Here is a 5,194-nt window from a genome sequence, read left to right as displayed (position 1 = left end):
CAGCATCACCGAGCCTAGCCCCATGTCCGGATCGACCGAGCCAAGCGACCGCCGCTTCGTCGGCCTGACCGAAGCCTATGATGCCGGCCTTCGCGCGGCGATCGAGACGGCGGCGAAGGCGACGGCTACCGCCCTGCACAAGGGCGTCTATATGTGGTTTTCCGGGCCATGCTTCGAGACACCCGCCGAGATCCGCATGGCGCGCGTCATGGGCGCCAACGCCGTCGGCATGTCGACCGTGCCGGAGGTCATTCTCGCCCGCTTCCTCGGCTTGCGGGTCGCCGCCTGCTCGGTCATCACCAACCTTGCAGCAGGGATGACCGGGGCGGAGCTTTCGCACCAGGAGACCAAGGACATGGCGCCGGTTGGCGGCGCGCGTCTGGCGACGATCCTCCAGCGTGTGTTCCAGGATGGCTTGCCGGAGCGTAAGGTCCCGGCCTGATGCTTCCCCAGGAAATCATCCGCAGCAAGCGCGACGGCCACAAGCTGTCGACGCAGGAGATCGCCAGCTTCATCGAAGGCGTGACCGCAGGCGCCGTCTCGGACGGGCAGGTCGGGGCCTTCGCCATGGCGGTGTTCTTCAACGGCATGAGCCGCGACGAGGCGGTGGCGCTGACGCTGGCCATGCGCGACTCCGGCGACGTGCTCGATTGGTCGAACCTGCCGGGCCCAGTCACCGACAAACATTCGACAGGCGGCGTCGGCGACAATGTCTCGCTGATGGTGGCGCCGATCGTCGCCGCCTGTGGCGCTTATGTGCCGATGATTTCCGGCCGTGGTCTCGGCCATACCGGCGGCACGCTGGACAAGATGGATGCCATCCCCGGCTATATCAGCCAGCCGGATGTGGCGGGCTTCCGCAAGGCGGTGCTCGAAGCCGGCTGCGCCATCATCGGCCAGACCGCCGATCTCGCGCCCGCCGACCGCCGGCTCTATGCGATCCGCGACGTGACGGGAACCGTCGAATCGGTGCCGCTGATCACCGCCTCGATCCTGTCGAAGAAGCTGGCCGCCGGCCTGCAGTCGCTGGTGCTCGACGTAAAGGTCGGCAACGGCGCCTTCATGGAAAAGTCGCGCGACGCAACAACGCTGGCGAACAGCCTGGTAGAAGTTGCCAGTGGCGCAGGACTGAAGACCTCAGCACTGGTCACCGGCATGAACGAGCCGCTGGCGTCGGCAGCCGGCAACGCGGTCGAGGTGCGCAACGCCGTCGATTTTCTCACCGGCCGCTTCCGCGACCGGCGCCTGGAGGATGTGACGCTTGCTCTGGCCGCAGACATGCTGCAGTCTGCCGGGCTGGTGTCGTCCAACCAGGACGGCATGCGGCGCGCTGCCGAGACGCTTGCCGGCGGCGGTGCCGCCGCCGTCTTCGCGCGCATGGTGGCGGCGCTCGGCGGCCCCGCAGATTTCGTCGAGAATCCGGAAAAATACCTGCCGAAGGCGGCGACTGAATTTGCGGTCAAGGCGACCGAACACGGCTTCGTCACCGGCATCGCGACCCGCGACATCGGGCTCGCCGTCGTCGGGCTTGGCGGGGGGCGCATACGGCCGGACGACAGGATCGATCATGCGGTCGGCATCACCCGGCTGTTGCCGGTCGGCGCGGAGGTGCGCTCCGGTGAGGCGCTGGCGCTGGTCCATGCCCGCAATCCCGCGGATGCCGAAGCGGCCGCGGCCGCCGTGCTTTCGGCCTATGCGATCGGTGCTTCGAAGCCGCCCGCGGAAAAAACCGTCATCCGGCGGATCCTGCCGCGCGGGTGATCCGGTCAGCCAGGCTCTACCTTCTTGTTGGACGATGATCGCTCCGAGAACCGGTTTCCACTTTTCCGGGATCTTGGTTCACTGGACGAGCAGCAGCGCGCCGTTCTCGACCTGGTACTTTTCAAGCCGCTGGAGAAAGCTCAGACCGATCAGGTTGGTGCGCAGCGCCTTGTCATCGAGCACCACCGCCTGGACGCCGTCGACCGTGATCTTGCCGATCTGCAGCCGATCGATGGTCGCCAGGGCAGCCCTGATCGCGCCGTTGGCGGTGTTTACCTCGTGTTTGAAGTCGGACACGTTCAGCGAGATGCCAATCCTGCGCGCCGTCGAACTGTTGATGGCCACGAGCGTCGCGCCGGTGTCGATCATGCCGTCGACCGTTCGACCGTTGAGCCTGAACGCCGACGTGAAATGCCCGCGCACGTCAGCGGCGACCACGACCTTGCGGCCGAGCGGCCGCGGCGTCGCCGGTCTATCCGGAACCGTGGCCAGGTTCAGATCCATTTGCGTTTCGACTGCCGGCCTGGTACCGACCGCCGATTTCAGCAGGCCATCGAGCATCTGCGGATTCGACTGATAGAGGATCGGGAACGACGCCGATGCTACGGCGAGCATGCCAAGGATGATAAGATTGCGCAGCATGGACCGGCCTTCGTGAAGGCCCATGCTTATCGCGGTATGGTGTTTGCCGCTTTAACAGATGCGGAAAGCGGCCGTTTGCGTAAACGATCGGTAAACGAGTGGCACGGTCATTTGGTCCCGTACATGCGGTCTCCGGCGTCGCCGAGGCCCGGCATGATATAGCCTTTCTCGTTGAGCTGGCGGTCGATGGAAGCGGTGAAGACCGGAACATCGGGATGCGCCTTGATGAAGCGCTCGAGGCCTTCGGGGGCAGCCAACAGGCAAAGGAAGCGGATGCTGGTGGCGCCGCGCCCTTTCAGCTTGTCGATCGCCGCGATCGCCGAATTGGCGGTCGCCAGCATCGGATCGACGACGATCACCAACCGGTCGGCGAGATCGCTCGGCGCCTTGAAGAAATACTCGACCGCTTCCAGCGTTTCGTGGTCACGGTAGAGACCGATATGGGCGACGCGCGCCGCCGGCACCAGGTCTAGCAGGCCTTCGAGCAAGCCGTTGCCGGCGCGCAGCACCGAGGCGAAGACCAGCTTCTTGCCTTCCAGCGTCGGCGCTTCCATCGTCTCGATCGGCGTTTCGATCGTCGTCGTCGTCAGCTCGAGATTGCGAGTGACCTCGTAGCCGAGAAGCAGCGAGATCTCGCGCAGCAGCCGCCGGAAGCCGGCCGTCGAGGTTTCCTTCTTGCGCATGATGGTCAGCTTGTGCTGGACAAGCGGGTGGTCGACGACGGTGACGCCCTGCATGGTGTTCTCCTGAAATCCCGGCTGCCTACGTGAACCCTAGCGACAATGCGCCGGCCAAGGAACCGCCTGCTGCCGCCGACCACAGCTTTTGCCGAAAAAAGAGAGTTAGCGGGCGGCGCTGTTGAGGCGGGTGAGAAGCGCTGTCCTGGTCTTCTTGTCGACGAAGGCGGCCTCGATGGCGGTTCTGGTGACGGCGGCGAGCGCCTTGTCGTTCATCGAAAAATGCTCGGCGGCAATGTCGTATTCGCGCTTCAGCGACGTCCAGAAATAGGGCGGATCGTCGGAGTTTAGCGTCACCTTGCAGCCTGCCGCCTGCAGTGCCGGAAAAGGGTGATCCGCGAAACTGTCGAAGACCTTCAGCGCGACGTTGGAACTGGGACAGCATTCGAGTACGACGCCTTCGTCGGCGATGCGCCGGACAATGTCGGGGTTCTCGACGGCGCGCACGCCATGGCCGATGCGGGCGGGGCGGATGTGATCGAGTGCGGCCTCGACGCTCTCCCAGCCCATCAGTTCGCCGGCATGGACGGTGATGCCGAGGCCGGCCTCCCGCGCGATTTCGAAGGCCCTGACATAATCCTCCAGATCGCCCATCCGCTCGTCGCCGGCGACGCCGAAGCCGGTGACCAGCGGATGCCCGCAGCGGGCCGCGAAGCGCGCCGCCTGCTCGATCGATTCGACGCCGGTATTGCGCACCCCGGTGACGATCATGCGGCCCTCGATGCCGGTCCTGGCCTTGGCGCGCGCGATGCCTTCGCCGAGCGCGTCCGTATAGGCCTTGGGCGACAGGCCGGCCTTGCCGGCGTGGTCCGGCGAGGTGAAGATCTCGGAATAGATGGCGCCGTCGCGGGCGAGGCTGGTCAGGTAATGATCGGCCAGCCGGGCATAGTCCTCCTCCGTGCGGAACAGGTCGGAGGAGAAGTCATAGGCGGCGAGGAATGAGGTGAAATCGTGCCAGACGAAAGAGCCATTTCGAATGTAGCGCGAGGTGTCCTTGCCGTATTTCTGCGCCTGGCGGATGACGAGTTCGGGCGCCGCTGCCCCTTCGATATGGCAGTGCAGTTCCGCTTTCAAAGGCATGCAATCATCCCGTCAGGTCTCCAGCTCGTGACATAAGTACGATTTCACGACCGAGAAGCGCGGCCGAACACCGCGCCTTAAACAATAGCGTCGGCACCATCGATCGGCTATGGTCCCGCCGGTTTTATGGCGGATCAAAATAATGTCGGTTGAGAGAACCACGGCCGTTGGCGGCATGGAAACGTCCTATGGTTTCAAGCGTGTAGGGGCAGGCGAGAAGCAGTCCCTGGTCAATGACGTTTTTCACAAGGTCGCGAACCGCTACGATCTGATGAACGACCTGATGTCGGCCGGGCTGCACAGGCTGTGGAAGGACGCCATGGTCACATGGCTCAATCCACCGAAACGATCGGGCTGGAGCGTTCTCGACGTTGCCGGCGGCACCGGCGACATCGCTTTTCGCATCGTCGAGGCGAGCGGCAGGAACGCCCATGCCACGGTTCTCGACATCAACGGCTCGATGCTCGCCGTCGGCCGCGACCGGGCCGAGAAAAAGGGCCTGACGGCAAACACCGATTTCGTCGAAGCCAATGCCGAGGAGCTGCCTTTCACTGAGGCCACATTCGACGCCTACACGATCGCTTTCGGCATTCGCAACGTGCCGCGCATCGATGTGGCGCTTGCGGAAGCCTATCGCGTGCTGAAGCCCGGCGGGCGCTTCCTCTGCCTCGAATTTTCCGAGGTCGACATGCCGCTGCTCGACAAGGCCTATGAGGCGTGGTCGTTCAACGCCATCCCCAGGATCGGCAAGGCGGTGACCGGCGACGGCGAGCCCTATTCCTACTTGGTCGAATCGATCCGCAAATTTCCCAATCAGCAGAATTTTGCGGCGATGATTTCCCGCGCCGGCTTCGACCGCGCTTCTTTTCGCAATTATTCCGGCGGCATAGCTGCGCTTCATTCGGGCTGGAAGCTTTGAGGCGAGCGCAGTCATGAGCAGTGTCGGCGCCGGTTTCAGGCTCGTGCGGGCTGGC

At 64.2% G+C, this 5,194-nt stretch carries 5 protein-coding genes and 1 pseudogene; 3 read left to right on the top strand and 3 right to left on the bottom strand.

Going from position 1 to position 5,194, the window contains the following annotated elements; genetic code table 11:
• Both EOA86_RS21125 and deoA read left to right on the top strand, forming a co-directional pair.
• Nucleotides 1-442, top strand: a pseudogene (locus tag EOA86_RS21125) (purine-nucleoside phosphorylase); the annotation flags it as partial.
• Nucleotides 442-1,761, top strand: coding sequence for a thymidine phosphorylase (deoA, locus tag EOA86_RS21120; RefSeq protein WP_128343415.1), 1,320 nt, complete (start codon nt 442-444; stop codon nt 1,759-1,761). The pseudogene EOA86_RS21125 and the gene deoA, both read left to right, overlap by 1 nt.
• Before the next feature lie 78 nt (nt 1,762-1,839).
• On the opposite strand, the gene EOA86_RS21115 is transcribed toward deoA, so the two are convergent.
• The 3 genes from EOA86_RS21115 to EOA86_RS21105 form a co-directional block, all read right to left on the bottom strand.
• Nucleotides 1,840-2,403, bottom strand: coding sequence for a TIGR02281 family clan AA aspartic protease (locus EOA86_RS21115; RefSeq protein WP_128343413.1), 564 nt, complete (start codon nt 2,401-2,403; stop codon nt 1,840-1,842).
• A 107-nt stretch (nt 2,404-2,510) separates the two neighbouring features.
• Entirely contained in the window at nt 2,511-3,140 is a 630-nt protein-coding gene (gene upp / locus EOA86_RS21110) for a uracil phosphoribosyltransferase (RefSeq protein WP_127212283.1), read from the bottom strand.
• 105 nt (nt 3,141-3,245) lie between these two features.
• A complete protein-coding gene (locus tag EOA86_RS21105; RefSeq protein WP_128343412.1) occupies nt 3,246-4,220 on the bottom strand; it encodes an adenosine deaminase in 975 nt (324 codons plus the stop codon).
• A 142-nt stretch (nt 4,221-4,362) separates the two neighbouring features.
• Here EOA86_RS21105 and ubiE point away from each other — a divergent pair, with 142 nt between their 5' ends.
• Nucleotides 4,363-5,139, top strand: a complete 777-nt coding sequence (gene ubiE, locus EOA86_RS21100; protein ID WP_128343410.1) for a bifunctional demethylmenaquinone methyltransferase/2-methoxy-6-polyprenyl-1,4-benzoquinol methylase UbiE — start codon at nt 4,363-4,365, stop codon at nt 5,137-5,139.
• Nucleotides 5,140-5,194: the final 55 nt, after the last annotated feature.

Source organism: Mesorhizobium sp. M5C.F.Ca.IN.020.32.2.1 (genome assembly GCF_004023105.1).
Lineage (GTDB): Bacteria > Pseudomonadota > Alphaproteobacteria > Rhizobiales > Rhizobiaceae > Mesorhizobium > Mesorhizobium wenxiniae.
Note: the sequence above shows the minus strand (reverse complement) of the source record. Positions and strands in the feature narration are given on the sequence as shown.